Origin of the sequence: Hymenobacter cyanobacteriorum, from assembly GCF_022631375.1 — a bacterium.
Taxonomy (GTDB): Bacteria; Bacteroidota; Bacteroidia; order Cytophagales; family Hymenobacteraceae; genus Hymenobacter; species Hymenobacter cyanobacteriorum.
Genome location: NZ_JALBGC010000002.1, coordinates 1,068,654 through 1,095,237 on the forward strand (window position 1 = coordinate 1,068,654; position 26,584 = coordinate 1,095,237).

27 protein-coding genes are annotated in these 26,584 nt (G+C 63.6%); 9 read left to right on the forward strand and 18 right to left on the reverse strand.

Annotated elements, in window-relative coordinates; genetic code table 11:
- The first annotated feature begins 79 nt into the window (after positions 1 to 79).
- Positions 80 to 2,353: a T9SS type B sorting domain-containing protein gene (locus MON38_RS09675; protein ID WP_241935951.1), complete on the forward strand. Its 2,274-nt coding sequence runs from the start codon at positions 80 to 82 to the stop codon at positions 2,351 to 2,353.
- 141 nt (positions 2,354 to 2,494) lie between these two features.
- Here MON38_RS09675 and MON38_RS09680 read toward each other — a convergent pair whose 3' ends face one another.
- The 4 genes from MON38_RS09680 to MON38_RS09695 all read right to left on the reverse strand — a co-directional run bounded on the left by MON38_RS09680 (position 2,495) and on the right by MON38_RS09695 (position 5,393).
- A complete protein-coding gene (locus tag MON38_RS09680; RefSeq protein ID WP_241935952.1) occupies positions 2,495 to 3,148 on the reverse strand; it encodes a cytochrome c oxidase subunit 3 in 654 nt (217 codons plus the stop codon).
- Between the two features lie 108 nt (positions 3,149 to 3,256).
- Entirely contained in the window at positions 3,257 to 3,595 is a 339-nt protein-coding gene (locus MON38_RS09685) for a hypothetical protein (protein ID WP_241935953.1), read from the reverse strand.
- Positions 3,588 to 3,845: a hypothetical protein gene (locus MON38_RS09690; RefSeq protein WP_241935954.1), complete on the reverse strand. Its 258-nt coding sequence runs from the start codon at positions 3,843 to 3,845 to the stop codon at positions 3,588 to 3,590. The genes MON38_RS09685 and MON38_RS09690 overlap by 8 nt, the downstream gene beginning before the upstream one ends.
- Positions 3,846 to 4,028: 183 nt before the next feature.
- A complete protein-coding gene (locus tag MON38_RS09695) occupies positions 4,029 to 5,393 on the reverse strand; it encodes a M23 family metallopeptidase (RefSeq protein WP_241935955.1) in 1,365 nt (454 codons plus the stop codon).
- A gap of 136 nt (positions 5,394 to 5,529) precedes the next feature.
- Here MON38_RS09695 and MON38_RS09700 point away from each other — a divergent pair, with 136 nt between their 5' ends.
- Together MON38_RS09700 and MON38_RS09705 are read left to right on the forward strand one after the other, a co-directional pair.
- Complete coding sequence (locus MON38_RS09700; protein WP_241935956.1) at positions 5,530 to 6,381, forward strand: hydroxymethylglutaryl-CoA lyase; 852 nt, start codon at positions 5,530 to 5,532, stop codon at positions 6,379 to 6,381.
- 12 nt (positions 6,382 to 6,393) lie between these two features.
- On the forward strand, positions 6,394 to 7,143 hold the full coding sequence (locus MON38_RS09705) for a (Fe-S)-binding protein (RefSeq protein WP_241935957.1): 750 nt from the start codon (positions 6,394 to 6,396) through the stop codon (positions 7,141 to 7,143).
- Positions 7,144 to 7,245: 102 nt separating this feature from the next.
- On the opposite strand, the gene dapA is transcribed toward MON38_RS09705, so the two are convergent.
- Positions 7,246 to 8,130 (reverse strand): 4-hydroxy-tetrahydrodipicolinate synthase, encoded by an 885-nt coding sequence (gene dapA, locus MON38_RS09710; RefSeq protein WP_241935958.1) that lies wholly within the window; start codon positions 8,128 to 8,130, stop codon positions 7,246 to 7,248.
- Between the two features lie 259 nt (positions 8,131 to 8,389).
- Between dapA and MON38_RS09715 the strand changes: the two genes are divergently transcribed.
- Positions 8,390 to 9,322, forward strand: coding sequence for a polysaccharide deacetylase family protein (locus MON38_RS09715; RefSeq protein WP_241935959.1), 933 nt, complete (start codon positions 8,390 to 8,392; stop codon positions 9,320 to 9,322).
- Between the two features lie 36 nt (positions 9,323 to 9,358).
- Here the strand turns inward: MON38_RS09715 and MON38_RS09720 are convergent, their stop codons facing one another.
- Positions 9,359 to 9,697: a hypothetical protein gene (locus tag MON38_RS09720; protein ID WP_241935960.1), complete on the reverse strand. Its 339-nt coding sequence runs from the start codon at positions 9,695 to 9,697 to the stop codon at positions 9,359 to 9,361.
- An 11-nt stretch (positions 9,698 to 9,708) separates the two neighbouring features.
- Positions 9,709 to 10,161: a peroxiredoxin gene (locus MON38_RS09725; RefSeq protein ID WP_241935961.1), complete on the reverse strand. Its 453-nt coding sequence runs from the start codon at positions 10,159 to 10,161 to the stop codon at positions 9,709 to 9,711.
- Positions 10,162 to 10,256: 95 nt separating this feature from the next.
- Here MON38_RS09725 and MON38_RS09730 point away from each other — a divergent pair, with 95 nt between their 5' ends.
- The 3 genes from MON38_RS09730 to MON38_RS09740 all read left to right on the forward strand — a co-directional run bounded on the left by MON38_RS09730 (position 10,257) and on the right by MON38_RS09740 (position 13,971).
- Positions 10,257 to 10,955: a glycosyltransferase family 2 protein gene (locus tag MON38_RS09730; RefSeq protein WP_241935962.1), complete on the forward strand. Its 699-nt coding sequence runs from the start codon at positions 10,257 to 10,259 to the stop codon at positions 10,953 to 10,955.
- 90 nt (positions 10,956 to 11,045) lie between these two features.
- Entirely contained in the window at positions 11,046 to 12,503 is a 1,458-nt protein-coding gene (locus MON38_RS09735) for a glycosyltransferase (RefSeq protein WP_241935963.1), read from the forward strand.
- Between the two features lie 112 nt (positions 12,504 to 12,615).
- On the forward strand, positions 12,616 to 13,971 hold the full coding sequence (locus tag MON38_RS09740) for an MptA/MptB family glycosyltransferase (protein ID WP_241935964.1): 1,356 nt from the start codon (positions 12,616 to 12,618) through the stop codon (positions 13,969 to 13,971).
- A gap of 41 nt (positions 13,972 to 14,012) precedes the next feature.
- Here the strand turns inward: MON38_RS09740 and MON38_RS09745 are convergent, their stop codons facing one another.
- From MON38_RS09745 to MON38_RS09780, 8 genes are all read right to left on the reverse strand, one after another.
- On the reverse strand, positions 14,013 to 14,906 hold the full coding sequence (locus tag MON38_RS09745) for a hypothetical protein (RefSeq protein ID WP_241935965.1): 894 nt from the start codon (positions 14,904 to 14,906) through the stop codon (positions 14,013 to 14,015).
- Positions 14,907 to 14,947: 41 nt separating this feature from the next.
- On the reverse strand, positions 14,948 to 15,628 hold the full coding sequence (locus MON38_RS09750) for a TIGR04282 family arsenosugar biosynthesis glycosyltransferase (protein ID WP_241935966.1): 681 nt from the start codon (positions 15,626 to 15,628) through the stop codon (positions 14,948 to 14,950).
- On the reverse strand, positions 15,621 to 16,157 hold the full coding sequence (locus MON38_RS09755; protein ID WP_241935967.1) for a rhodanese-like domain-containing protein: 537 nt from the start codon (positions 16,155 to 16,157) through the stop codon (positions 15,621 to 15,623). The genes MON38_RS09750 and MON38_RS09755 overlap by 8 nt, the downstream gene beginning before the upstream one ends.
- Before the next feature lie 25 nt (positions 16,158 to 16,182).
- Complete coding sequence (gene arsS / locus MON38_RS09760; RefSeq protein WP_241935994.1) at positions 16,183 to 17,241, reverse strand: arsenosugar biosynthesis radical SAM (seleno)protein ArsS; 1,059 nt, start codon at positions 17,239 to 17,241, stop codon at positions 16,183 to 16,185.
- Between the two features lie 81 nt (positions 17,242 to 17,322).
- Positions 17,323 to 17,661, reverse strand: a complete 339-nt coding sequence (locus MON38_RS09765) for an arsenosugar biosynthesis-associated peroxidase-like protein (RefSeq protein ID WP_241935968.1) — start codon at positions 17,659 to 17,661, stop codon at positions 17,323 to 17,325.
- Between the two features lie 46 nt (positions 17,662 to 17,707).
- Positions 17,708 to 18,247 (reverse strand): heme NO-binding domain-containing protein, encoded by a 540-nt coding sequence (locus MON38_RS09770; RefSeq protein WP_241935969.1) that lies wholly within the window; start codon positions 18,245 to 18,247, stop codon positions 17,708 to 17,710.
- Between the two features lie 126 nt (positions 18,248 to 18,373).
- Positions 18,374 to 19,285: an anti-sigma factor domain-containing protein gene (locus MON38_RS09775; protein WP_241935970.1), complete on the reverse strand. Its 912-nt coding sequence runs from the start codon at positions 19,283 to 19,285 to the stop codon at positions 18,374 to 18,376.
- 8 nt (positions 19,286 to 19,293) lie between these two features.
- Entirely contained in the window at positions 19,294 to 19,854 is a 561-nt protein-coding gene (locus MON38_RS09780; RefSeq protein ID WP_241935971.1) for an RNA polymerase sigma factor, read from the reverse strand.
- A gap of 257 nt (positions 19,855 to 20,111) precedes the next feature.
- Between MON38_RS09780 and MON38_RS09785 the strand changes: the two genes are divergently transcribed.
- Complete coding sequence (locus tag MON38_RS09785; protein ID WP_241935972.1) at positions 20,112 to 21,506, forward strand: NAD-dependent succinate-semialdehyde dehydrogenase; 1,395 nt, start codon at positions 20,112 to 20,114, stop codon at positions 21,504 to 21,506.
- A gap of 138 nt (positions 21,507 to 21,644) precedes the next feature.
- Here the strand turns inward: MON38_RS09785 and MON38_RS09790 are convergent, their stop codons facing one another.
- The 3 genes from MON38_RS09790 to MON38_RS09800 form a co-directional block, all read right to left on the reverse strand.
- A complete protein-coding gene (locus MON38_RS09790; RefSeq protein WP_241935973.1) occupies positions 21,645 to 22,397 on the reverse strand; it encodes a YdcF family protein in 753 nt (250 codons plus the stop codon).
- Between the two features lie 41 nt (positions 22,398 to 22,438).
- Positions 22,439 to 22,795, reverse strand: coding sequence for a thioredoxin family protein (locus MON38_RS09795; protein ID WP_241935974.1), 357 nt, complete (start codon positions 22,793 to 22,795; stop codon positions 22,439 to 22,441).
- A 163-nt stretch (positions 22,796 to 22,958) separates the two neighbouring features.
- Positions 22,959 to 24,710: a DUF885 domain-containing protein gene (locus MON38_RS09800; RefSeq protein WP_241935975.1), complete on the reverse strand. Its 1,752-nt coding sequence runs from the start codon at positions 24,708 to 24,710 to the stop codon at positions 22,959 to 22,961.
- A 247-nt stretch (positions 24,711 to 24,957) separates the two neighbouring features.
- Here MON38_RS09800 and aspA point away from each other — a divergent pair, with 247 nt between their 5' ends.
- Complete coding sequence (gene aspA, locus MON38_RS09805) at positions 24,958 to 26,364, forward strand: aspartate ammonia-lyase (RefSeq protein WP_241935976.1); 1,407 nt, start codon at positions 24,958 to 24,960, stop codon at positions 26,362 to 26,364.
- The last annotated feature ends 220 nt before the right edge of the window (positions 26,365 to 26,584 follow it).

The following is a 26,584-nucleotide window of genomic DNA, read 5'->3' on the forward strand; positions in this document are numbered from 1 at the left end:
CTTGTACGGAGCCGGCCCTGCCCGCAGCCAAGCCGGCAAAGCCGCAGGCCGGTGTATATTTCGGCATAATACAGATTGAATGCGCTTTTTCCGTTATTTCTGGTCGCCGCGCCTCCTACCGGGCCCAAGCTGCGCTGCCTGGCTGCTGCTTGGCGGCCTGCTGCTGCTGCTGGCCGGCCAGGTCCGGGCCTCGCACATTGTGGGCGGCGAGCTGGAGCTAACGCACACCACCGGCACATCGTATACCCTCACGCTGAACCTCTATTTCGATGCGGTGGCCGGCACGCCCGATTTGATTATGGGCACCGTCACGGCCAGTATTTTTGATAAGGCCAGCAATAACCGGATGCAGGACGTAGCCCTGCCCATCACCAGCAACGCGCTGGTGAGCTACACCAACCCCCTCTGCGCCCGCCCTTCGCTGAGCACCCGCAAGCTAGTGTATAGCAAGGAAATAACCTTGCCCACCGCAACCTACGATGGCCCGCAGGGCTACTACGTCGCCGTGGAGCAGTGCTGCCGCAATGCCTCGATTGCCAACATCGTGAACCCCGCCAACGCGGCCGAAGCCTTTTACCTCGAATTTCCGGCCGTCACGCGCAACGGGCAGCCGTTTTTCGACTCCACCCCACGGCTATTTCCCGCGCTGTCGGAATATTCCTGCCTCAACGAGCCCTTCTACTTCGATTTCGGCGGGGCCGATGCCGACGGCGACTCGCTGGCATACGACCTGGTGACGCCCCTCAACGGCCACGCCAGCATCAACTCGCCCCGGCCCACGGCTTCGCCCGCGCCCTATGCGCCCATCAGCTGGAACGCCGGGCTGGGGGCCACCAACCCGCTGCCGGGCACGCCTACTCTGCGCATTGAGCGGCGCACGGGCCGGCTGAGCGCCCGGCCCACCAGCCTGGGGCTTTTCGTGTTTGGGGTGCGCTGCTCGCAATTCCGCCGGGGCGAGAAGATTGGCGAAACCCGCCGCGACTTCCAGCTGATGGTGCTGGCCTGCCCCCCCAATGCCCGTCCGGCCGTGGCCGTGCTGCCTGGCACCACCGGGCCGGTGCGCTACCAACCCGGCCGCGACACCCTGCGCCTGGGGCCGGGCGGCAACCGCTGCGTGCGGGTGCGTTTCAGCGACCCCGACTTAAATTCGCGCCTGACGCTGTCTGTGCGGGCGGTGAATTTTACCGGGCCGCTGCCCACCTTCGCCACGGCCAGTGCGGGCACCGTGCACGCCGTCGGCCAGCCCGACACCCTCAGCAGCACCCTGTGCTTCCCGGAGTGCGCCGACACCAAAGGCAAGGTCTTTTTGCTCGATGTGATGGTGGCCGACGACGGCTGCAGCCTGCCCAAGCGCGACACCGTGCGGGTGGCGTTTATTTCGGTGCCCGCGCCCAGCGGGCCGCCTACTGTGGCAACTACTGCGCCCGTGGGCCGGCCGCTGGTGGTGCGCGTGGGCGACGTGGTGAGCTTCGACGTGCAGGCCACCGCGCCCTTCAACCAGAGCGTGCAGCTGGAGCTCACCGGCCAGGGCTTTGCGCCGGCCGACCTGGGGGCCACGCTTACGCCTGCCAGCCCGGGCAACCCGCTGCAGGCCCGGTTTCGCTGGCCCGTAGACTGCCGCGTGCTGGCCGGCGACTCGGTACGGGTGTTCCAGCTAACGGCCGTCACGGCTCCGTGCGGAGTGCGCCAAACGGCCACGGTGAACGTGGCCGTGGTGGTGCGCTATGCCAATACGGCCCCGGTGTTGCGCCCAGCAGCACCACTGCCGCCGCCCCCGGCCCCGGGCGAGCCCCCGCTGGTGCGCCTGCCGCTGGGGGCCACCTATTCCCTCGATTTCATTGGTACCGATGTCAACGGCGACAACCTGTCGCTAACGGCCGGCAGCGAAAATTTTACACTGGCCGAGGCCGGCATGCGCTTCACGGCCCGCAACGGCGCGGGCAGCGCCACCGGCACTTTTGTGTGGGATGTGAGCTGCGGAGCCGTGAACCTGCACCGCCCGCTCGATGTCACCTTCCAGCTGCTGGATGGCACCTGCCGCCCCCTGCCCCAGCGCCAAACCATACGCTTTGAGGTCGAAACGCCCGCTTCGCCCGCCCTCAAGCTCTACAACATCATCACGCCCAACGGCGACCAACAGAACGATGAGTTCCGCCTGCCCGAGCTGCCGGTCGATTTTTGCGACAACCGCTTCGCCCGCATTCAGGTGTTTTCGCGCTGGGGCCAGCCGGTGTTCGAATCGTCGGACCGGGATTTTCGATGGGCTGGCGGAGGCCAGGCCGGAACGTATTATTATTTAGCCACTTACACTGATGGCCGCCACTTCAAAGGCTGGCTGGAAGTGAAGCCGTAATTGTTTCGGATTCGTTTACTCTGTCACCTGAGCTTGCAAAAGGCCTTATCAGGGCGCAAGGATTCGTAGCAAGTATCAATTGACTACAAACCACCTTGGCGGGCTGACGTCCTTCGCAAACTCCAATTAACAGCCGGGTCCTCAATACATAAACAGAAACACCGCGAACAGCACCACCCACAGCACATCGATGAAGTGCCAATAGGTGCCCAGCAGGCGCAGGTGCCGGCGGTGGTAGGGGTTGCGAATGAAAACGAGCGTGCGCACGGCATCGCGCTCGGCATGGGCTACCCGCAGGATAATGGCCAGCAGCAGCAGCATGCCGCCCAGCAGGTGCGCCACGTGCAGGGCCGAAATCAGGTAGAGAAACTGCCCGCTGCTGTGGCTGCCCTCGCCCCGGAAGGCGACGCCGTGCTGCAGCAATTCGCGCCAGCCAAGCACTTGCAGCCCGGCAAACACGCAGCCCAGCAGCAGCGTGGCCACCAGGCAGCGCGCCAAACCGGCAAGGTCATCCTGGGCATAGAGGCGCGGGGCCTGGCCCATGGTGTAGCTGCTAATGAGCAGCACAATGGTGCTGAGCGAGAAGTAGCGCGGCAGCGCGTAGAGCCCGGTAGGCACGCCGCTGTTGATGCGCGCCTGCACGTAAGCCGCAATCAGAATCGCGAACATGATGGCAATGGCCAGCATGCCCAGGTAGCCCGCCAGCAGCAGCGGCGGCAGGCGCTCGATGCGCCCAAACGACGAGGCCCGCCGACGGGCACCAATCTGGTTATCGCGGTCAGAATCAGGGTTCATTGGGGTAGCGCCAGGAATGTAGCTACGAAACTACACCGGCCGGAATTAGTTGCATTCCGGCCGGCATTTGCCCAAATCTTCTGCGCCGGAATCCGGGCGCGGAATTGCTTATTTGAAAAAAGAGCCAATCTTACCCAGCACGGCGTTGAGCGTGATTTTGGGCGTGCGCTGCACCCCGAACGTGACGTAGGTTTTGCCGCCCACGCGCAGGTCGAGCACCCAACCGAGGCGGCGCATCAGGTCGTTGATTTGCTGCAGCGGGTCGGGCCCAGGGGGCTTGGGCGCTTTGGGGGCACCGGGGGCCTTGGGCGGGCCGGCCGTGAGCTGGTCGAGCACGTCCTGGCTCGGAATGTTGAGGATGAGGTAGGTGCCGGCCGCCGCCAATTGCAGTGGGTGCCCGTTCCAGTTGATGACCAGTTGGGCCTCGATTTCGAGCGCGCTAGGCACCGGGCTCGGGGCGGCTGGCGGCGAGCTGGGGCTGCAGGGCGGCCGGAGCAGCGGCCGGCTGCTCGCCGCGGGTGCGGATGCGGAGCGAGCCGTTCAGCTTCCAGGTGGCGGCGGGGGCGCTGGGGTTCTGGGGGTTGGGCACCTGCAGCTCCATCTGGTCGAAGGCGCAGCTAAGCTCAACCCCGCCCGAAAGCTTGCCGAGCAGCGAGGCGGCCATGTCGGCCCAGTTGGGGGATGTAGATTCAGGCATGATTTACGGGTTTAGGAGTGAAAACAGCCACCGTACGGCGACAACGGCCGCAAAGTACAGCTCTGGGCCAGCTAACGCAAGCCCACGGCCGGGGTTGCTCCTGCGGTCCCATTCCAATGTTCGGCCGGGGGCGGGCGGGTATATCACTTGCGCCGAACTGTTTGCCGTTGGTACCGCCTCCAGCTAGATGAGAGCCCAGCCTACCTGGCCCTGCGGGCCGCGTAGTAGGCTGAACCCGTTGGCCTCGCCCAGCACGGCCACGGCCATGCGGGCCGCCAGCGCCGCCCGGGCCGGCGCGACAGCCACCGGCTGGCTACGCAGCTCCAGGGCAGCCGGTAGCATCAATCGGCGCAATGGCGTGCTCCCCGCCGCTACCACCTCCTGCCTCGCTACGTAGCCAACTTGCCCCGCGGGCGTTTGCACACGCAGCACCGCGCCCTGCTGGCCGAGCACCAGCAAGGGCAATTGTTTTGACACCCTAACCGATTGGCGGCCAGCAGTAGCGGCCGGCGCAGGCCGAAGCGCCGTAGCCGCTCGCAGCCGCACAAATTCGCCCCGGCGGTCGGGGCCGGCCTGGGGCGCGGGGGGCGTGGCGGCGCGCTGCACGAACGGAAACGGGTCGACCGCGCCCCGGCCGCTGCGGTAGATGCCAAAGTGCAGGTGCGGGGCCGTGGTGCGGGCGTTGCCGGTGTTGCCCACCAGGCCCAGCGTGTCGCCGGCCCGCACGTGCTGGCCGGGGCTCACCAATTGTTTATCGAGGTGAGCGTAGTAGAGGTGTTCGCCGTGGGCGGCATCGGCCAGCCACACCACGCGGCCGCCCAGCGGCGTTTCGCCGGTGCGGGTAATGAAGCCATCGGTGGCCGCGATGGCGGGCGTGCCGCGCGGGGCGAAAATGTCGATGCCCTCGTGGCGGCGCGCCCCGCCGTCGCGGTCGGCCCCCCAGAAGCTGGCGGCGGCGGCATCGGTGCGGCCCCGCACCGGAAACGTGCTCAGGCTGGGCTCGCGGGCCACGCGCAGGGTGTAGCGGCCGGCGGCCAGCAGCTCGGGCTGCACGCGCAGCAAGTGTTGGCCGTCGGTTTCGACTCGGTAGCGGAAGTCGAGCACCACGGTATCGGCGCTGGCCAGCGGGGTTGGCGTTTGCGCAGTGTTCACCTCAAACGCATCGAGGAACACGCGGGCATTTGCCCCGGGAGCCAGCGTGAGGCTGACGTGAACCTGCTCGCCGGCGCGCACGGCATAGCGGTAGCTGGCCGCGGCCGGCACTTCGGGCCGGAAATAGCCGGTTTCGGCGAAGGGCATCGGTACTATCAGCGAGTCGCGCAGAGCCTGAGCGGCCGCCGCGAGCCAGGCGCGGCCGGCGGGGCGACGGTCGAGGCCGGCTTGGGCAAGCTGGTGGGCATACGCCTGATGCGGAGTAGACTTCTGAAAAATGGCCTGGAGCGTTTGCTGCTTGCTGCAGCTGCCGAGCGCAAGCGCCGCGCCCGCCAGCACCGCCCACAGCCAGCCCCGAAGCGGCCGGGGAACCGGCCGGGTAGTGGTAGAATCCATCTGAATTTGCATGATTCCCAAACACCGCCCGCCGCCCGCTGGTTCGCCCGGAATGCGCCCTGGTTGCGCACCGGCCGCCTGCGCGGAGCAGGCTGCTACCTTTGCAGCCCATTCCCGCCCCTTACCCGCTCCCATTATGAAGCTCATCGAATGCCCGCGCGACGCCATGCAGGGCCTCACCGAATTCATTCCCACGGCCACCAAAACGGCCTACCTCAACGCGCTGCTGGCGGTGGGCTTTGATACGCTGGACTTTGGCTCGTTCGTGTCGCCCAAAGCTATTCCGCAGCTGCGCGACACGGCCGAAGTGCTGGCGGGCCTTGATTTGAGCCAGACGCGCACCAAGCTGCTGGCCATCGTGGCCAACCGGCGCGGGGCCGAATCGGCGGTGCAGCATCCCGAAATCAGCTACCTGGGCTTCCCGCTCTCAGTGTCCGAAACCTTTCAGCGGCGCAACACCAACCAAAGCACCGCCGAGGCCCTGGCCGACGTGGCCGCCATGCACGAGCTGTGCGAAGCCAGCGGCAAAACGCTGGTCGCTTACCTCTCGATGGGTTTCGGAAACCCTTATGGCGACGCCTGGAGCCCGGCCATCGTCACCGATTTCACCGACCAGCTGGCCCGGCTGGGCGTACGCATCGTGGCCTTGTCCGATACCATTGGGGCGAGCACGGCGGCCACCATCAGCCCGCTTTTCTCGGCTTTGATTCCGGCGTTTCCGGCCATCGAGTTCGGCGCGCACCTGCACACCACGCCCACTACCTGGCGCGAAAAAGTGAATGCCGCCTATGAGGCCGGCTGCCGCCGTTTCGACGGCGCCATCGGCGGCATCGGCGGCTGCCCCATGGCGGCTGACGAGCTGACCGGCAACATGGCCACCGAAAATCTATTGGCTTATCTGGCCGAACAGGGCGTGGAAACCGGGCTGGATATGGCCGCGTTTGGCCGGGCGCAGGCAATGGCGGCCGCCGTTTTTCCCAGCCATTAATTCTTCATTATCATGCCCATTACCGTCGACATATTCATTCCCTGCTTCGTCGACCAGCTCTACCCGACCACAGCCCTGAACATGGTGAAGGTGCTGGAGCGTCTGGGCGTGCACGTCAACTATAACCCCAACCAGACGTGCTGCGGGCAGCCGGCCTACAACGCCGGCCACCACCCGGCGGCGCGGGCCGTGGCCGAAAAGATGCTCGACGATTTTGCCGCGCCGGCCGCCGATGCCGGGCGCTACATTGTGAGCCCGTCGGCCTCGTGCGTGGGCATGGTGCGCAACAGCTACACCGAGCTATTTGCCGCCGAAGCACCCGCCCAGCAAAGCGCCTGCCGCGGGGTGCAGACCCGCGTGTACGAGCTGACGGAATTTCTGGTGGGCGTACTGGGCACTACGGCGGTGCCGGGCGCGCGGCTGGCCGGCCGCTACACCTACCACGACTCCTGCTCGGCCCTGCGCGAGTGCGGCATCGGCCCGGCCCCGCGCCAGCTGCTCGATGGCGTGGCCGGCCTGGAACGCATCGAAATGGCCGAAACCAGCACCTGCTGCGGCTTCGGCGGCACGTTTGCCGTGAAGTTTGAGGCGATTTCGGTGGCCATGGCCCAGCAAAAAGTGGAGCACGCCCTCGAAACCGGGGCCGACTACCTCGTGAGCACCGACGTGAGCTGCCTGATGCACCTCGACTCCTACATCAAGAAGGAAAAGCTGCCGCTGAAGTGCCTGCATGTGGCCGACGTGCTGGCCAGCGGCTGGTGAGTTCAGTTAAAAGTTGAGAGTTAAAAGTTAAAACCCGCTCAGATAGCCCGAAAGGCAATGTCTGAGCGGGTTTTAACTTTTAACTCTCAACTTTTAACCCCTTTACAGCGCCCGCCGAATCCGGTCTTTCAACCCCTCCGTGGCTTCGAGCAGCGGCAGGCGCACGGCGGCGCCGCACACGCCCAGGCCTTCGAGGGCCGCTTTCACGCCCACGGGGTTGCTTTCCTCATACATCAGCGGGTTGAGGGGCAGCAGGCTGAACAGGCCGGCGCGGGCGGCCGCAAAGTCGCCGGCCAGAGCGGCGCGGGTAAGCTCGGCAAAACGCTTGGGGAAGGCGTTGGCCAGCACCGAGATGATGCCTTCCGCCCCGCAGGCGATGAGGGCAGGCGTGAGCATGTCGTCGCCCGAAAGCAGCAGGAAATCCTTGGGTTTGCCGGCGGCAATGGCCAGGCACTGCTCCATGTTGCCGCTGGCTTCTTTGATGCCGATGATGTTGGCGTGGCGGGCCAGGCGCAGCGTGGTTTCGGCCGCGATGTTGGAGGCCGTGCGGCCGGGCACGTTGTAGAGGATGATGGGTAACGGGCTGGCGTCGGCCAGGCGAGTGTAGTGCGCGATGAGGCCAGCCTGGCTGGGCTTGTTGTAGGCGGGGCTGGCCGAAAGAATGGCGGCCACGCCGGTAAGGTCGGTGCTGCGGAAAAGCTCCTCGGCGGCCGCCGTATCGTTGCCGCCGATGCCGTACACCAGCGGCACGCGGCCGGCCACGTGCTCCACGGCAACGCGCAGCAGCTCAGCTTTCTCAGCGGCCGTGGTAGTGGGCGACTCGCCGGTGGTGCCATTCACCACGAGGTATTCGACGCCGCCTTCGATGCAGAAATCGAGCAGGTGCCGCCAGCCGGCGTAGTCCACCGCCAAATTCGGGGTGAAGGGCGTGACCAGGGCCACGCCAGTGCCGTGAAATGCGGGGAGACGAGTGCCAGTTGTGTGCATGCCGGGAGTTTGGGCGTTAGTTTTGTGGGCTGCAAAAGTAGCAGGTCGGCTCGCTATTCGGCGGCTTCCCCGCGCAGGTCGTCATGCAGAGCGCAGCGAAGCATCTTGCCCGCCGCCACTAATCCTTTCAATTGAATTGGGTTGCGCGGTAAAGATGCTTCGCTGCGCTCTGCATGACGGGGCATCTTTTATCAGCATTAGCTTCGATTAAATTCCCCATTTCACTCCCCGGTTGCGAAGCCCGGCTTCGCGCGTTTCAATGAAAGTTTCTATTGCTTCCCTCCTGCTGGCCGCCCTGACCCTGGCTGCCTGCGACTCGAAAACCGCCACCACCGGCGAAAGCGCCACCAGCAAAGCCACCGTAGGCGCGGCCGACTCGCTGACCACCGACCCGGCCGCGGCCAAAACCTCGGGCACCCAGGCCACCGCCACCGACGAGGCCAACGCCACGCCCGCCCCCGACCCCACCACCATCCCGGCCGGCAAGGCCGGCGACGCAGCCGGCATTCTGGCCCGGCCGCAGGTGCCCATCCTCTGCTACCACCAGATTCGGGACTGGACGGCCCGCGACTCGAAGGGTGCCAAGGACTACATCGTGCCCATTGCCGCCTTCAAGGCCCAGATTAAAATGCTGGCCGACAGCGGCTACCACACCATCTCGCCCGACCAGCTCTACGCCTACATGACCACCGGGGCCAAGCTGCCGAGCAAGCCCATCATGCTCACGTTTGATGATACCGACCTCGACCAGTTCACCATTGCCCGGCCCACGCTGGAGCAGTACGGCTACAAGGCCATGTACTTCGTGATGACCGTGAGCCTGGGCCGCCCCCACTACATGACCAAAGCCATGGTGAAGCAGTTGTCCGACGAGGGCAACGTCATCGGCTCGCACACCTGGGACCACCACAACGTGAAGAAGTACCAGGGCAAGGACTGGGAAACCCAAATCGACAAGCCCACCAAAACGCTGGAGGAAATTACCGGCAAGAAAATCAACTACTTCGCCTACCCCTTCGGCCTCTGGAACACCCAGGCCTTCCCCGAGCTGAAGAAGCGCGGCTTCGTGGCCGCCTTCTCGCTGGCCGAAAAGCGCGACCAGCAGGACCCGCTCTTCACCATCCGCCGCATCATCGCCAGCGGCTACTGGAGCCCCAAAACGCTGCGCAACAACATTGTGCAGTCGTTCTAGCGTCTAGCCCAGCAAAAAAGCAAAAGGCCCGGGGGATTATTCCGGGCCTTTTGCTTTTTTGCTGTCGAAGAAAGTAGGCGGCAAGGTCAACAGCCGATTCAGGAGGTCATTGCGTAGTGCTTCGCTCTCTGACGCAATGGAAAACGTCCAGTTATCCAGCAACATCACCACTCTCTTTTCGCGAATGACAAACTCCGCCGTGTAGCCCTCCACGATATCTGTTACTGGTGGCGGTGTGAAACCATACGCGCCGGAAATAAATAGCAACAACGGCAAAAACACTTCGCTGGCAACCGGCTCAATGTCAATGCTTGGCCACTTATTGCCTTCCCATTTACCAGCGTAAAACTGCATTTCCAGTTCGATGCGCGCCATCTACACAGTCGTTATTTCAGCCCCCGCAGCACCTTCGCAGCGTTGCTCACGTGGTCGGTAGCCCCGCTCAGGGAGTTGAAGATGTACTGAATAACCCCTTCTTTGTCAATCACAAACGTGACGCGGCCGGGCAGCAGGCCCAGCAGGGCGCGGGGCACTTCGTAGAGCTTGCGCACTTTGCCGTCGGTGTCGGCCAGCAGTTCGAAGGGCAGGCGGTGCTTCTGGGTAAATTTCTGGTGCGAGGCTTCGCTGTCGGAACTGACGCCCACTACTTCGGCCCCGAGGTCCTTGAAATCCTCGTACTGGTCGCGGAACGAGCAGGCTTCGGCCGTGCAGCCGGGCGTGTCATCCTTGGGGTAGAAGTAGAGGACGACGTGGCGGCCGCGCTGGTCGGCCAGCCGAAACGACTGGCCGGAAGTGGTGGTGAGGGTGAAATCGGGCGCGGGCTGGCCTACCTGGAGCATAATAAAAACGATGAATTGAGGCCGCAAAGTACGGCCGACGTAAGGCTTTGCGGGCAAAGGCGTCATCTTTGCAGCCCGTTCGTTCACTTGCTTTCATGTCGCAGCCCCGCATCAGCGTTATCATACCGGCCCACAATGAGGCCGGGGCCATTGCCTTGGTGCTGGCCGAAATCCCGCAGGGCCTCGTGCATGAGGTGATTGTAGTCGACAATAATTCGAGCGACGACACCGGCGCTATTGCCCGCGCCAATGGGGCTACCGTGCTGCGCGAGCCCCGCCCCGGCTACGGCTACGCCTGCCTGGCCGGCATGGCTCACGCCTTCGGGCGCGATAAATCCGAATGGCCCGACCTCGTCGTATTTCTCGACGGCGACCATTCCGATTTTCCCGAACAAATGCCCGAACTACTGGCCCCGCTCCTGCGCGGGGAGGCCGACCTCGTCATCGGTTCGCGGGCGCTGGGCGAGCGCGAGAAAGGCTCGCTGCTGCCCCAGCAGCGCTTCGGCAATTGGCTGGCCGCTCGCCTGCTGAACCTGCGTTACGGTGGTAAAGTCACCGATTTGGGGCCGTTTCGGGCCGTTACGACCCCGGCCCTGCAGGCCATCGGCATGGAAGACAAAACCTACGGCTGGACGGTGGAAATGCAGGTGAAAGCCGCCCGCCTGGGCCTGCGCACCGTGGAAGTACCCGTGCGCTACCGCAAGCGCATCGGCACGAGCAAGGTGTCGGGCACGGTGAAGGGCACCATCGGGGCCGGCTACAAAATTCTCTGGACGATTTTCAAATACTGGTAATCCGGGCCGCTGGCCAGGGTTGCGGCCGGCGCCGCGCCAGCCGGGTTTCGTTGTTTTTGCTTTGATACACGCTTACGTTTCCTGTTTCTGATGGCGGTACTGCCGATTTTGCTGGTGGTGCTCTACGGGCTGTGCCTGCTGTTCATTCTGGGGTTCAGCGCGGGCCAGTGGCAGCTCACGCGGCTGGCGCTGCGGGCCTATAAACAAGGCCTGCCGCCTGCGCCGCCCGCGCCGGCCGCCTGGCCGACGGTGCTGGTGCAGCTGCCGCTCTATAATGAGCAGAACGTGGTGGAGCGCGTCATCGACGCCTGCGCCGCCCTCAATTACCCCACCGACCGCCTGCACATCCAGGTGCTCGACGACTCGAACGATGCCACTGTGGCGCTGGCAGCCGCCCGCGTGGCGCACCACGTCGCTCGCGGCCTGCGCATCAGCCACGTGCGACGGTCCGACCGCCAGGGCTTTAAAGCCGGGGCGCTGCGCTACGGGCTTGAAGGCAACACGGATGAGTACGTGGCCATTTTCGATGCCGACTTCGTGCCCGAAGCCGACTTTCTGAAGCGTGTTATCCCCTATTTTCTGCCCGATGCCAAAATCGGCGTGGTCCAGACGCGCTGGGGCCATTTGAACGAGAACGAGGATTTGCTAACGCGCCTGCAGGCGTTCGGGCTGAACGCGCACTTTCTCATCGAGCAGGTAGGGCGCACGTTCGCGGGCTTCTTCATCAACTTCAACGGCACGGGCGGCGTGTGGCGGCGCGCGTGCATCGACGATGCCGGCGGCTGGCACACCGACACCCTCACCGAAGACCTCGACCTGAGCTACCGCGCCCAGCTGCGCGGCTGGCGCTTCCTGTACCGGCCCGACATCGTGGCCCCCGCCGAGTTGCCCGCCGTGATGGACGCCCTCAAGTCGCAGCAGTTCCGCTGGACCAAGGGCGCGGCCGAAACCGCCCGCAAGCACCTGGGCCAGATGTGGCGCTCGGCGCAGCCGCTGCCGGTGAAGCTGCAGGCTACTTTCCACCTGCTCAATAGCTCGGTGTATATCGTCATCATGCTCATGGCCTTGCTGAGCGTGCCGCTGGTTTTTGTGCGCGCCCAGTACCACGAGTTTAAAGCGGTATTCCAACTAGCTTCGGTATTTCTGCTGGGGTTCGCGCCGCTGATTTATTACTACTATACCGCCTGGCGGCTGGCGCATCCCGGCAAGCCGCTGTGGCGCTATCCGGGCTTTTTTCTGCTGTTTTTGTCGGTTTCGATGGGCCTGGCGCTGCACAACGCCCGCGCTGTGATACTGGGCTGGCTGGGGCAGCGCACGCCGTTTGTGCGCACACCCAAGGCCGGCACGGGCGGGCCGGCCAAGCGCCGCCGCTACCGCACCGGCGGTGTGGGCGAGCTGGTGGTGCTGGAAGGGCTGCTGGCGCTCTACTTTGCTTTTGGGTTGGCGGCGGGTATTTATTTCGATGACTTCGGCCTGCTCCCGTTTCACACGCTGCTGACCATTGGCTTCGCGGCCATCTGCTACTACTCGGTGCGCGACGATAAGTAGCGCCACTTACCTGCGTTTAGTCGCGCCACCGGTCAATTGTTTACCAGTCACCCTTCAAACGTAGAGACGCAAATATGCGTCTCTACATCCTCCACTCCTTCCTTAACCATCGTTGCCGCTTAAGTTCCCTTCCGCTTCTCAGTTGCTGGCGTTGCTGCTCTCGGCCGCTGCCTACGCGGGCCTGGCCTACGCCACGCCGCGGGCGGAGTTTGGGCAGCTGCTGGCGCTAATGGCCGTGGCGCTGGCGGCTTATGCCTGGCTGCTACGCACGCGGCTGCCGCTGCGCTGGGGCCTGGGCGCGGCGCTGGTATTCCGCTTGCTGTGGGTGCCCGCCCAGCCCGCGCTGTCCGATGATGTGTACCGCTTCCGCTGGGATGGCCTGCTGGTAGCGCACGGCGTCAACCCTTTCCAGTTTCGGCCCGATGAGCTGATTGCCGACGGGGCCCGCACTGCTTTTTCCGACGCCACTACCCGCGCCCAGGTGCTGCCCGAGTTACAACAGCTCTACCGCCAGCTCAATTCGCCGCACTACTATTCGGTGTATCCACCAGTGTGCCAGGCGGTTTTTGGCGCGGCCGCCCGCCTGTTCCCTACTTCCGAGCAGGGTTTTGTGATGAGCCTGCGGGCGGCAGTGCTGCTGGCCGAAGCCGGTACGACCTGGCTGCTGCTGGCGCTGCTGCCGGCGCTGGGCTGGCCGGCGGCGCGGGCGTTGCGCTACCTGCTCCACCCGCTGGTCATCGTCGAGCTTACGGGCAACCTGCATTTCGAAGCGCTGGCCATTTGTTTCGTGCTGCTGGCCATGTGGCTGCTGCACCGGCAACAGTGGGCGCGCTCGGCCGGGGCGCTGGGGCTGGCGGTGGCGGCCAAGCTGCTGCCGCTGCTGGCGCTGCCGTTGCTGGTGCGGCGGCTGGGCTGGCGGCGGTTTGTGGCTTACGCGGCTGTCGTGGCGGGTGTGCTGCTGGTGCTGTTCGCGCCGTTTATTTCGGTAGCGTTGGTCATCAATATCAGCCGCAGCCTCAACCTGTATTTCCGCAGCTTCGAGTTCAATGCCAGTATTTATTACGTGTTGCGGGCCATTGGCTACCGACTCACCACGTACAACGAAATTGCCCGTATCGGCCCGGCCCTGGCGCTGACGTCGGCATTGTTTGGGCTGGGACTGGCCTGGCGCGAGCGGCGGCCGACCCTGGCCACGCTGCCAGTGGCGCTGCTTTTGCTACTCACAGGCTACTACGCGCTGGCCACTACTGTGCACCCGTGGTATATCACGCCGCTTATTGCGCTGGCCCCGCTCACGCGGTTCCGGTACCCGCTGGTGTGGGGCGGGGCAGCCGTGCTGTCGTACGCGGCCTACCGCACCACGGCTTATACCGAAAACCTGTGGCTGGTCGGGCTGGAATACACCGTTGTGGGGGCCGTGCTGGTCTGGGAACTGACGCGGCGCTCATTGAGGAATGAGGAATTTTGAAACCCATCTCCGGACTTCAATTCTTCATTAAGCGCAGCACACTACTTCGGCCAATACGCGTAGCGCCGCTGGCTTTTCAAACGCAGCGTGCGGCCGTCCCAAGTGGTTTGGCGCAGCAGCATATTGGGGTAGGCTTTGGCAAACCAATACACGTTCTGCTTGTCGGGCGCCAGCTGCACGGCTACCCGCCAGGCCGGCGCGGGTGCTTCGGCAGCCGGTGCTTCGGTCGTGCTGAGGTGCGCGTTGTAGTATGCTGGCGGGCCGGCTTTGCTGGTTTGCTGCAGGTCCATCACCACTAGGTCGAAGGCGGACTGCTGGGCGAAGCGCAGGGTGCGCAACGTGTACGGCAGCGCGTCCTCCAGCAACACATCGCGCCGCAGGTCGCGGCTGCCCACACCCTGCAGGTCCCAATACGAGTTGTAGCTTTCCTTGAAGTTTACGCCGTCATCGACGATGGCCTTGAAGGTGTTGCCGCACCATTCCTGCGACGAGGAGGTCATCTTGTACAACGCCACGGGCTGGTCGCGCCGGAAGAACAACGACGTGAGGTAGTGGTACGGGTACTGGTCGGCCGGAATCTGGCAGAACTCGTTCACCTTCATCACCGGGAACAAGTCGTCGCGCTTATAGTCGTCGGTTTTCACGTTGAACTGCTGGTTGAATTCCTCCTTCACCGTGATGAGCGTGTACTCGAACTGCCGCTTTTTCTTGTACACGGTACGCTCGGCATCGTAGGTCGCCACTTCGGCCAGGCCATCTTCCCAGAGTTTGTTCATGGCCCACTGCTCGTCGAAGTGCGGCATAATGCCCTGCAGGGCCTGCACCGAGGCGCGGGCTTTTGGCTTATCCGCGTGCTCCGCGTCCGGAGTGCAGGCAGGCAGGCCCGCGCCGATTAAAAGCGCGCCCAGGCCCAGTAAAAATGGTTGTCGATACATAAGTAGAAATACGCACGGAGTCCGCCGTGGTTCGCGGCCACCTACAAGTTATCGGCAGCCAAACTGCCGGCCAGGGCGGGGTGCGTAGCATTCCAGGCAGCCAGGTCCTGGGCAGTATCCACGTCGCGCAGTTCGGGCAGCAGGGCCGCACGCAAGCCCAGGCGTTGGGCATCGGCCAGCGTATCGGCCAGCACCGAGTCGGTACTCCAGGTTTTATTCTGGAAGAGCTCGGGCCGTGGCTCCCGCAGGCCCAGCAGGTAATAGCCGCCGTCGGTGGCCGGGCCGAGTACCACATCGGCAGTCTCCAGAGCGGCAAATGCTTCCGTTAAATGGCTGGCGCGCAGGCCCGGGCAATCGGTGCCGATGATGGCCACGCGCCCGGCTCCGGCCGCAAACGCCGCCGCAAACGCGGCCGTCATGCGCTCGCCCAGGTCGCCTTCGGGCTGGCAGCAGGCGGCGTGCGCGGCCCACTCGCGGGCTTCGGCGGCGGTGGGCTCGGCGGCGGCGGTATCGGCCAGCCACACGGTGGCCGGCACGCCGGCCTCTACAATGGAAGTGTTGGTGATGGCCAGCAGCTCGCGGTACACAGCTAGTGCGGCGGGCTGGCCCACACCGGCCGCCAGCCGGCTTTTCACGCGGCCCAGGGCGGGCACGCGGGCAAACACCAGCAGGTGGCAATCAGCAGGTTTCAGCGCCTGTTTGGCAGCAGTAAAGTTACTCATATACTTTGCGGCCACGCCGGAGCCAGCTGCCCCAGAACGTGGAATAAGGATGCACGGCGTCGGTAACTCCGCCCTCGTTTACTACCGGGTGCCCTTCGTTCACCCACTCAAACAGGCCGCCGTAGAGGTTGCGCACCTGCCGGAAGCCCAACGCGTGCAGGCGCTCGCCCAGCCGCTCGCTGCGCAGGCCCACCGAGCAGTACACCACCACGGGCCGCGCGCGGTCCAAGTCGGCAAACTGCGCCGTGGGCACCGAGTCGAAATCGACGAACTGCGCCCCGGCCAGGTGGCTCACCCGCAATTCGGCCGGCGTGCGCGCATCGAGCAGCAGCGGCGGCGCGGGCTGCTGTAGCTCGCGGGCCAGCTCAACGGCGGGCACCGTGGGCACGGTGTGGCGGTAAATGGTGCGTAGGAGCTGTTGGTATAGCACGCTCGAGCGGGTTGGGACATTCTCCGCATCTGGTCCGCACCCCGCCAGGGCCAGCAGGCCGAGGCAGCAGCCGAAGCGGAGGATGCGGAGCGGAAGCATAAGCAGAACGATAAAGCGCCCGGGCCTACGCCGTAGCGCCGCCGCAGCTCGAGCCCGCGCCGGCCGTGCAGCCGTAGCAGTGCTGGTTCACCACGATGGCACGGGCCTGCAGCGACTCCAGGTCGAAGTCGCGGATGTGCTGCGAGGCGGTGCGGGCCACCGGCAGCTCAAGCATCTGGTTGAAATCGCAGTCGTAGAGCAGGCCGTCCCAGCCCACCGAGATGGTGCTGCGGCACATCACATTGGCCGCGGCGGTGGGATTATAGGCCTGCACCAGCTTGTCCATGTAGCCTTCGTAGTTGCCGCTTTCCACCAAATAGTCGAGGAAGCGGCTCACCGGCAGGTTGGTAATGGCCAGCAGATTGTTGAACGTCACGCCGTGCTCGCGGCTCAGGCGCTGCTTAAACTCACGCTCCAGACTCAGCTGATTGCCAGGCAGGAATGCACCGGATGGATTGTATACCAAATCCAGCGTCAAGCCCGAGCCTTCCACGCCGTAGCCCACGGCGTTCAGCATGTGCAGGGCACGCATCGACTTGGCAAACACGCCCTCGCCGCGCTGCGCATCGGTGCGGGCGGCGGCAAAGTGCGGCAGCGACGACACCACCCGCACCTTGTGCTTGGCAAAGAACTCGGGCAGGTCGTGGTACTTCTTATTGGCTACGATGATGGTGAGGTTGCAGCGCACGATGGTGGTGCGGCCCAGCGCCGAAATGCCTTCCACAAACCACCGGAAATCGGGGTTCATCTCGGGCGCGCCGCCGGTCAGGTCCACCACTTCGATGTTGGTTTTGGCCAGCGCGTCCAGGCACTGCTGCATGGTTTCGCGGGTCATGATTTCGGTGCGGTCGGGGCCGGCATCCACGTGGCAATGCTTGCACACCTGGTTGCACATCTTGCCCACGTTCACCTGCAGCACCGTCATTTCGGTGGGGCGCAGGGGCAGCAAGCCGGTTTCGCGCAGCTTGGCGGCAAAAGCCGGAAAGGCTGCGCCCGCCGTCTGGGCCGGGTTCAGCACGTCGAGCTGGTAGGAGGAATCGGCCAGTGCGTGGTGCTGGGCGTGGAGCGATTTCGTGGGGGACAAGGACACGGGGAGCGGGATAGAGGAAAACTGAATCAGAAACAAGAAGCGGGCACTGCACAGCAATGCCCCGCTCCTGCCGGCTTACATCGATAGTTCTTTCGCTTTATTCATCATCATCGTGGCGTGCACCAGCGTAGCTCCGCCCTTAATGGCGGCTCCTACGTGCACGGCTTCCATCATCTGGGCTTCGTCGGCGCCCTTCTGGAGCGAGTCGGAAGTGTAGGCGTCGATGCAGTACGGACACTGCACCACGTGCGCCACGGCCAGGGCAATCAGCGCTTTTTCGCGCTCGCTCAGGGCACCTTCCTTGAAAACCTCGCCATAGTAATCGAAGAACTTGCGGCCCATTTCGGGCTGCCATTCCGAGATTTTACCAAATTTGGCCAGGTCGGCGGGGTTGTAGTAGGTCGAGTCGTTCATGATAAAGGCGGCGTTTTGAAATGAAGGATGAAGGGTAATCAATAGTTCAGCGGCGGCGCACGTGGATGCGAACCCGCTCACCGTCTTCGCTGGTGGTGGGCATCACGTCGATGCGGTCGGCCTCGTCGTAGTACGCGGCCACTCCGCGCACAATGCCCACGGCCAGCCCGCCCATGCGGCGCGGCGACACGTAGTCAATCATCAACTCGTTGAGGCCCAGGCGGCTGACTTCGAGCACGGGCGGCGAGTTCTCAGCGTGTTCTTGTCGCACCTGCTTGTGCATGGTCAGCTCGGTGTGTTCGAGCATGTCGAGGGTTTTCCATTCGGGGTGCAACAGCTTCTGGTACATGTACATCAGGTCGGGCACGAGGTACTCGCCGAATTTTTCGTGCAGCTCGCCGGCCGACAAGCCGGTCATCTCAGCCGCGTGGCCCACCAAGGCATAAATGTGCTCGTCGGGGTACACGGTTTTGTGGTCGAACTCCACCTGGTCGAGGCCGGAAAGCTCCATTAATTTCACCCAGGTACTATGGTCGTACTGGGTTTGCACATAACGTTTTAGCAGCGTGAGGATGGTTCCGTGCATAAGCGCAAAAGTTGTAAGCTAACGTGATAAACAGGGCCGCCTGCCAGCCCAAACGGCTAACAGGCGGCATTGTTTACTTCGGTCCGGGCAGCGGCATGGCCATCGCGCCGGTTCACTTGGGCTTGGCTAAATGTTGCCTACCACCGTCATCGTGCTCAGCGTGGGGCCGACGCTGCCGCCGGTGGGCTCCACCGTCATGGCAAAGGTCTGGGCGCTGGCAATGTCCTTCATGTGCTGCAGGCCCTCGCCGGTGGCGGTCGCGGCCGTCAGCACGCCGGCATCAATCGGCTTGCCTTTGTCGAGGGCCCAAAGCTGGTACTGCTTGCCGGCGGGCAATGCCGGCAGACTGCGCACATCGACATACACCTTGTGCGTAGCCACATTGAAGAATACGCGGGCTTTAGCCGTGGGGGCCGTTTTGGTGCCGGCCAGCGCCACGGCGCGGAACTCATCGTTGCGGAGCACCTCGTTTTCTTGGCGCAGGTCGCCGAGCTTGCGCTCCACTACCTGCGAGGTTTGGGCGAAGCGGGCCTGGTCGTTCTGCAAAGCCACCACCTGGGCATTGGCGTTTTTCCAGTTGGAGTACAACAGCAGGTTGGCCCCGAGGCTCAGCAGCAAGGCAACCGAAGCAGCTACGGCCCAGTTGGAGCGGCCCGACGGTGTAGCGACTGGCGCGGAAGCCATGGGGCGAATAACGGCCTCAGCAGCAGCGCGGGACGCGGCAGGGGCAGCGGCGGCCACAGGAGCCGAAGTCAGGGCGTCAACATCAGCCCGCAGCGTGGTGCCGGGGCGGGCGGCGGGGGCAGCAATCTGGGCCATTACGTTGGCGAGCACCCGCTCGCGCATGGCGGCCGGGGGCGTGATGGCGTGGGCTTCGGCGTAGAACCCGAGCGCCGCCTGTACCTGCGCCAGCTCGGCCCGAACCTCGGGATGGCTGGCGGCCTGGGCCTCTACGGCCGCCTGCTCGGCCGCCGAGAGCTCGCCGAGAGCGTACTGCTCCAGGATGCCCGATTCGATATAGTCTTGGATATTTTCCACGGTTAGGTTCAGCGAATAAGTTTGCTTAGGACTTTGATGGCGGTGCGGGCACGGGTTTTCACCGTGCCGAGCGGAATATTCAATTCCTCGGCCACCTCACTCTGGGTGAAGCCCTCGAAATAAAGCATGTCGATAATCTGGCGTTGCTCAGGAATCAGTTTCTGGGTAATTTCCTGCAGGCCAATATGTTCCGGCCGGAAAGCAGTGGGAGCTGCTTGCCGCTGGGCCGTGAGGCTGTCGTCGATTCCCGTTGTTTTGCTACCTACGCGGTGCTGCCGCGAGCGGATTTTATCGATGCTTAAATTGCGGCAAATGTTGAGCACCCAGGTGAACAGCCGGCCCTTGGTGGGGTCGTAGCTGGCGAAGGCGTTCCAGATTTTGACCAGCGCTTCCTGCAGCACGTCCTCAGCCTCGTCTTCGGCTTTCACAATGCGGTAGATGACGCCGTAGAGCGCGGCCGAATACCGGTCGTAGAACAGCGTCATGGCCGATTCGTCGCGGGCCTGCAGGCGCCGGACTAAGTCCTCCTCGGCGGCAGGCGGCAGGGAAATAAGGGGATTATCGGACACAGGAGTGACTAAAAGTGGAGAAATGGAGCGGTAGGAAAGCCCGTTGGTAAGCGCACGAAAATACGCGGTGCCGGCTAATTGCCAGCATACGGCGTTTGGCGGCCCGCAACCGAACAGCGGTGGGCCGCAAGCAGTACCCGCCGGGACCGGTAATGTTCAGGCGACACCTAAACTGAGTGGATAATTGCGCGACTGCCGGCGCGGCTTGTCGCTGGCTTGTACCTTTCGGCTTCCTTCTGTTCTTTCTAATCTGAGCTATGTCCATCGAATCTTTCAACCCGCACACGGGGCGGGTGCTGCGGCGCTTCACCCCTTTTGCCTGGGCCAAAACCCAACGCTTGCTGGGCCAGGCGCACCGCGCGGCCCCGGCCTGGGCCGCCACCACCTTTGCCCACCGCGCCGGCGTGCTGCGCCGTGCCGCCGCCCTGCTGCGCGAGCGCCAGGATGCGCTGGCCCGCCTCATGGCCCTGGAAATGGGCAAGCCCATCACCGACGGCCGCGCCGAGGCCCTGAAATGCGCCACCTGCTGCGACTACTACGCCGAGCACGCCGAGGCTTTTCTGGCCGATGAGCTCATCAAAACCGATGCCGGCCGCAGCTTCATCAGCTACCAGCCGCTGGGTGTGGTGCTGGCCGTAATGCCCTGGAATTTCCCGTTCTGGCAGGTGGTGCGCTTTGCCGCCCCGGCCCTGATGGCTGGCAATGTGGGCCTGCTCAAGCACGCCTCCAACGTGCCGCAGTGCGCGCTGGCGCTGGAAAAAATCTTTCACGACGCGGGCCTGCCGCCGGCCTGTTTCCGCACGCTGCTGGTGGGCTCGGAGCAGGTGGAGCAGCTGCTGGCCGACGACCGGGTGCGCGCCGTGACGCTCACGGGCAGCGAGGGCGCGGGCATGGCCGTGGCGGCCGTAGCCGGGCAGCACATCAAAAAAGCGGTGCTGGAACTGGGCGGGTCCGACCCATTTATCGTACTGGCTGACGCCGACTTAGCCCTCGCCGCCAAAACTGCCGCGCAAAGCCGCATGATAAACAGCGGCCAGAGCTGCATCGCCGCCAAGCGCTTCATTGTAGAAAAGCCGGTGTGCCGCGAGTTCATCAACCAGCTCAAAACACACCTGCTGGCCCTGCGCCCCGGCGACCCGCTCGACGAGGCCACCCAATACGGCCCCCTCGCCCGCCCCGACCTGGCCGACGAGCTCACCCAGCAGGTGGAAGACTCGGTGAAAAAAGGCGCGAAAATCGAGCTGCACGGCGGCCAGGCCAAGCCCGGCACCGCCCTCTTCCGCCCCATGATACTGTCGAATGTGCGGGCCGGCCAGCGGGCTTATTCGGAGGAATTGTTCGGCCCGGTGGCGCTGGTGCTCGAAGCTAAAAACGCCGACGATGCCCTGCGCCTCGCCAACGACTCGCGCTTCGGTCTGGGCGCGGCCGTGTGGACTTCGGACCCGAAAAAGGGCGAAGCCATGGCCCGCCAGATTGAAAGCGGGGCCGTGTTCGTCAACGGCCTCGTAAAATCGATGCCCGAGCTGCCGTTTGGCGGGGTGAAGAAGTCGGGCTACGGCCGCGAGCTGTCGTATCTGGGCATTCGCGAGTTTGTGAACCAGAAGTCGATTTGGGTGGGCAAGGAGGTCGCGCCGGTAGCGAAAACAGAGTAGCGCCAGGTTTAACGAATGGCCGTCATGCTGAGCGCAGTCGAAGCATCTCTACCGTGGAAGTAATTATTTACTCTTCGCAGTAGAGATGCTTCGACTGCGCTCAGCATGACGGCCTTTTTTATCTCTTTCCTTCCCCTCCTATGCGTACCCCAGCGCCTTGTAAATCAGCCAGCCAACTACTTCGTGCGTCAGCAGGCTGAAGTTGGCCATGGCTTCGGGGCTGGGCACCAGCCAGGCATCGGGCGTGATGCTGCGGTCGGTGCTGCGGTAGCCGGCAGGGAAACCAATGGGATGCAGGCCTACCTTCTCGAAGCAGCCCATGGCCCGCCGCTGGTGGAAGGCCGACGTGACGAGGATGAGCGTGTCCTGCTCGGGCGTGAGCAGCTTTTTGGTGAAAAGCGCATTTTCGCGGGTGTTGCGGCTTTTCTCTTCGCGGATGATGGCCGAGTGGGGCACGCCCGCCAAGCGCAGCAGCGTGGTGAGGTCGTCGGCCTCGGTGTGGGCCACGGTCTGCACCGCGCCCGAGCCACCCGACACGATGATGCGGCGCACCCGCCCAGCCCGGTACAGCCACAGGGCGCTGGTGAAGCGGTCGGCCCCGGCCCCGAGGTACACCCGGTCGTGCGGCGACTTCCCTACCTGCGTGATGCCGGTGAGCAGCACGGCGGCATCGGCGTGGCGCGGCAGGGCGGCCAGCGGCACCGGCGGGCGCTCCCAGGCCAGCAGCAGCTCGTTCACCAGCAGGGGGTTGGTGGTAATGAGGAACACCACCAGCGCGGCCACCAGCCAGCGGCGGGGCTGCCGGGCCAGCAGCGCCAGCACCAGCAGGGCCAGCAGCCACACGGTGGGCACCAGCACGAAATCGAGAACCTTGGAGAACAGAAAAAACATGCCCAAAGGTAGCGGCCCGGTCGGCAGGCAGCTGGCGCGGGCTACACGTGGTCGGGCACGAAGGCGCGCAGGCGGTGCAGCTGGGCCACCACTTCTTCTTCGGTGGTCAGGTTGTCGCACTCCAGAATGCGGCCCTGGCAGTAGCTCACGAAAAAGGGCGCTACTTTTTCCTGCATCAGTTTCTTCGCCACAGGGTTTTCGTCGGAGTCGAGGCGCACGAACAGGATGGATTCGTTGCCGGGGTCGTCGACGAATTTAGCAAAGGGCGGGGCCAATGCCTGGCAAATGGCGCAGTCGGCGGAGGTGAATTTGGCAAACACCTTCATGTGCTCGTGCGTGAGGCGGCGCAGGTGCTCATCGTCGGTATCGACCACGTGTTTGCGTTCTTCTTCAGTCATAAAAGCGGGCTGGAATGGCGGTTCGGGGTTGGTTTAGAAACGCTTAGCATGCCGGCGCAGGAGAAATCTTGAGTAAAGTCGTTCCACAATTGTATCAGATTCCTCCTGCGCCGGAATGACAATTTCAGGCCGTTAAACCGCAAAGTAGACTTTAGGGTTCGGCTTACTTGCGCAACATTAACTCGCGGATGTACTTCACCGGGGCGCTGCCGTAGCTGAGGAAATTCTCGTTGAATACTTTCAGGTCGAAGGCTTTGCCTTGCGGCTGCTTCAGCTCCTGACGCAGGGCGTAAATCTCGGAGTAGCCCGTGAAATAGCTGCTGAGCTGCACCTGGCTGAGGGTGGCCCGCAACCACTTGCCCCGCGCCTCGGCTTCTTCCTGAAAGCCCTCGCGGCGCAGCATCTTCACCACGTCGGCCTCGCTCAGGTTATCTACCTGAATGGCGTGGTCGATAACCGCATTCAGGGTCGAGCGCATGTTCCATTTGTCCCACATCAGCCACATTTCGTCGGAATTGTTGCCGTAGCCGCTTTCCAGCATCATGCGCTCGGCATACACGGCCCAGCCCTCTACCATCGCGCCGTTGCCAAAAATGCTTTTCACCAGCGAAGGCGAACGGTTGGCATACACGAGCTGCGTGTAGTGGCCCGGAATGGCCTCGTGAATGTTGAGAATCTGGAGGGTGTAGTCGTTGTATTCGCGCAGGTAGCTTTCGGCCTGGGCGGGCGTCCAGTCAGCGGGCAGCGGCTCCACATTGTAGTAAGTGTTGGCGCCCTTGTCGTAAGGGCCGGGGGCCGAAACGCTGGCGCCCGCGCCGCTGCCGCGCATGTAGAGCGGCGTTTCGCGCACCACCAGCGGCTTGCTGGGGTCCTGGGTCAGGAGCTTATGCTCGTTCACAAAAGCCACCAGCGTGGGAATCTGGCGCTTCACAGCGTCCACAAAACCGTCGCGCGGGGCGTGCTTCAGGGTAAGCTGGTTAATAACGGCGGTGATGAGGGCCAGCGTATCGGCCGGGGCTTTCTGGCCGGGGAAATACTTGGGATAGAGCCGGGCGGCGCGGTGGCCCATGTCGTGTAGCAGCTCGGCCTTGTGGTTTAGCGCCTGCTGGTAGATTTCGGCTGCCGTGAAGCGCGACTGAATATCGTAGGCAAACTTCTGCTCAAACAGCGCTTTGCCGATGCGGAACGGGCGGAACCAGCCTTTGGTCAGCACGTCCTTTTTAAGGAAATCCATATAGCCCTGCACGGCCGTGCGGGCGGCAGCCACGCGGGCAGTCAACGTCTTTTTCTCCGCTTCCGTCAGGCCCGATTTCCGCACCGAATCGGCCAGCGCGGAGCCAAAAACTTCCAGGCCACCAGCATTTTGTTTGATAGCCAGTTCGGTGTGCTCCTTCGTCGGGTTGCTGATGTTGGCCCGGGCGGCGGCGTAGAACTCGGCCGCGTGGCTGATTTTGTCGGAGATGTTGCGCAGGCGGCGGTCGAGGCGGAAGTGGCGGCCGTTGAGCAGCTCACCCACCGCAGCCCCGAGGTTGTAGCTGGCCGGGTTCCACTGCCAGGTTTTGAGGGTGTCGGCGTACCAGCGCTCGGCGCGCAACTCGTTGCGGAGCAGGCGCAGGTCAATCTGGTTGTTGGGCGAGAGGCTGTCGAGGGTGAATTTGCCCAGCGCAGTCAGGTTTTGCTGGGCGAAAGCATCGTCGGCCTGGCGCTGGGCGGCGTTGGGAATCAGCAGCAGCGAGTCGTATTTGTGGTAGCCCATGCCGGAGGCATAGTCGGGGTTTTGCTTCCACAGGGCTTCGATGAACTGGCTTTTGAAGGCATCGAAGCGGGCATCGGGTCCGGTGGCGACAGCAGTTTTATCGGCCTGGGAGCAGCCGGCGAGGGCCAGGGCCAGCAGGGGCAGGTAGCGGAACTTCATTGGGTGGGATTGTGGCGGGTAAAATAAAGAACGTCATGCAGAGCGCAGCGAAGCATCTTTACCGCAATAGTAAACCAATTGATTTGATTGCATTGCGCAGTAAAGATGCTTCGCTGCGCTCTGCATGACCGTTCCTGAACCGACCACGTCCCACCCCAAACCCGGCCACGTTGCAATGCGCCGCCGTAGGTTTGCCCCGGCTTTCGGCCATTCCGTATAAGCCGCACAGTCCACCCAAAATTCCCGCATGAGCACCTCCCGCATCGAACACGATTTCCTCGGCGAACGCACCCTGCCCGACACTGCCTACTACGGCATCCAGACGCTGCGCGCCCTCGAAAACTTCGCCATCACCGGCATTCCCATCCGCAACGAGCCGCTGTTTGTGCAGGCGCTGGCCTACGTGAAAAAAGGCGCGGCCCTGGCCAACAAGGAGCTCGGCGTGCTGCCCGCCAACATCGCCGACGCCATTGCCGCCGCCTGCGACCGGGTAGCCGCCGGCGAGTTCGACAACCAGTTCCTCACCGACATGATTCAGGGCGGCGCGGGCACCTCGGTGAACATGAACGCCAACGAAGTCATCGCCAACGTAGCCCTCGAAATCATGGGCCACGCAAAGGGCGAGTACCAGTACTGCCACCCCAACAACCACGTCAACTGCTCGCAAAGCACCAACGACGCCTACCCCACCGCCTTCCGCATCGCACTTAACAACAAGCTGGTGGGCTACCGCGAAACCCTGAACGAGCTGGCCGAGGCCTTCGCGCAAAAAGGCGAGGAATTCCGCGATATTCTGAAAATGGGCCGCACCCAGCTCCAGGATGCCGTGCCGATGAGCATGGGCGACGAGTTCAAGGCCTTCGCCACCAACCTGCGCGAAGAGCTGCTCCGCATCGACGACTCGCGCCGGCTGATTGACGAAATCAACATGGGCGCTACGGCCATCGGCTCGCGCATCAACGCCCCCACCGGCTACCCCGAGCTCGTGACCGAGCACCTGCGCACCATCACCGGCCTGAACCTAAGCCTGGCCGGCGACCTGTTCGAAGCCACCTACGACACGGGCGCCTACGTGCAGCTCTCCGGCGTACTGAAGCGCACGGCGGTGAAGCTCTCCAAAATCTGTAACGACTTGCGCCTGCTCTCCTCCGGTCCGCGCACGGGCATCAACGAAATCAACCTGCCGCCCTTGCAGCCCGGCTCCAGCATCATGCCCGGCAAGGTGAACCCAGTGGTGCCCGAAGTAGTGAACCAAACCGCGTTCTATGTCATCGGAGCCGACCTCACGGTAACCATGGCCGCCGAAGCCGGCCAGCTGCAGCTCAACGTGATGGAGCCGGTTATCAGCTTCGCGCTGTTCACCTCGATTTCCTACATGACCAACGCCTGCCGCACCCTGCGCGAGAAGTGCGTGGTGGGCATCACCGCCAACAAGGAGCACGCCGAAAGCCTCGTGCGCAACAGCATCGGCATCGTCACGCAGCTCAACCCGGTTATCGGCTACGAAGCCTCGGCCGAAATTGCCAAGGAAGCCCTGAAAACCGGCAAATCCGTCCACGATATTGCCGTGACCGAGCGCGGCTTGCTGACGCAGGAAAAGTGGGACGAGATTTTCACGTTCGAGAACCTGATTCGGCCGGTGTTCATGAAGTAGCGACGCATACTTGCGTCTCGTCGTTGAACGTTCACGCCTGTCAAAAACCAGAACGTCATGCTGAGCGCAGCCGAAGCATCTCTACCGCGAGAGTAATTAGGAAGTGTTAACAGTGATTGTTAGCTTGGGTAATGGAAACAATGCTCACCGACGCACAATGGGCGCGCTTGGCGCCGCTGTTGCCGGGCCGGGAAGGTACGAGCGGGGGCCGCGGGCGCGA